The organism is Methylocaldum sp. RMAD-M, assembly GCF_017832375.1.
Lineage (GTDB): Bacteria > Pseudomonadota > Gammaproteobacteria > Methylococcales > Methylococcaceae > Methylocaldum.
Window position 1 is genome coordinate 1 of record NZ_JAFIBZ010000068.1, and the last position, 1,342, is coordinate 1,342.

Here is a 1,342-nt window from a genome sequence, read left to right on the forward strand (position 1 = left end):
TATTCGCTCCTCTCAACAGGAATTGATGACCTCGAAGACCATCAAGAATACGCCGCCTACCTCAGCCTCTCATCCACAACTTTCGAGCATAACTCTTTAACAGAAAGGTTACGCCGCCAAACATGCGCTTCTCTGAAACCGGCAAGCCGATGAGCGAGTTCCGGATTCTGTCTTCAAGACTTGCGGTGCCGGAATGTTGGTGCGTATTCATCACGGATTACCCCTCTTGAGGCATGGGGGGCATTTCCTGGAAGGCAGGCAGTGCCGGGTCAAGGTGATCCCATGCCTGCAACCGCTTCGTGTAAATCGCCATTTGCGGCGATATGGCTGCAGGGGAGTCCAGGCTCGCCACCCTGAATGTCACCATGCCTGGCATGCCGGAACTCTTTCCGAACAAGGGACTGCCACAGGTTGGGCAGAAACTCGTGATAACGCTGTTCCCGCTATCCGCCTTCCATTCAAATCCGCGGACGTTACCACTGATCCTCATTGCGGCTTCCGGTACCAGCGCGTGAAAGGCATGTCCTGAACCGCTGAGCTTGCGGCAACTTTCGCAGTAACAAAACCCCGTCATGGCCGGGGCTGCGGTGACTTCATATCGTACGGCGCCACACAGGCAGCCGCCTTTTATGTCGACTGAGGCATTTATCTCTGTGTTCATGTTCTTATCTCCGTATTAGATGGGTGCTTGCAAAGTGCAAGCGACAGAATCATGACATGTAGACTTGCATATTGCAAGTGACTCATGTAGCGTAACGATATGAGCAAAGAAGTTGACGTACCCGCATTCCGTTCTCAATGTCCCGTCGCTGCGTCGCTCGATTTGCTGGGTGACAAGTGGAGCCTAGTTATCGTTCGGGACTTGATGATCGGCAAAAGAAAATACAAGGATTTTCAGGATTCTCCAGAGGGCATTCCGACAAATATTCTCGCAAACCGCCTGCGTAAACTTGAAGGAGACGGAATCATCGAAAAACGTCCTTATCAAGAGAAGCCCGTAAGGTACGAATACGCTTTGACCCGCAAGGGGGCGGATTTGCTACCAGTACTACAACAGCTGGCGCTTTGGGGACACAAGCACATTCCAGGAAGTTGGTCTCCACCCGACTGGTTCTTGAACGCAAAGCCAGGCGACCTTCCGCAGGAAAAATAGCGTTGTGATTCGCTAATTTATGGCTAACGTTCCACTTGAGCCGCGCCTTGCCCTGGAGCGCAGCGGAAGGGTAAGGCGTCGGACTCGAAGCGTTTGTGTACGCCCGACATGGGCATGAACTGATGGGGTGAGAGTCCCCTGTAGGAGTACCTGTAATGCCCATTCTTTGGGCCAATGTAACTACTAGCC

General features: G+C 52.7%; 2 protein-coding genes. One reads left to right on the forward strand and one right to left on the reverse strand.

What is annotated here, in order from left to right:
* Window positions 1-217: 217 nt before the first annotated feature.
* Entirely contained in the window at window positions 218-661 is a 444-nt protein-coding gene (locus tag JOD69_RS24450; protein ID WP_077730016.1) for a GFA family protein, read from the reverse strand.
* 99 nt (window positions 662-760) lie between these two features.
* Here JOD69_RS24450 and JOD69_RS24455 point away from each other — a divergent pair, with 99 nt between their 5' ends.
* Entirely contained in the window at window positions 761-1,153 is a 393-nt protein-coding gene (locus JOD69_RS24455) for a helix-turn-helix domain-containing protein (protein ID WP_077730017.1), read from the forward strand.
* Window positions 1,154-1,342 lie beyond the last annotated feature (189 nt).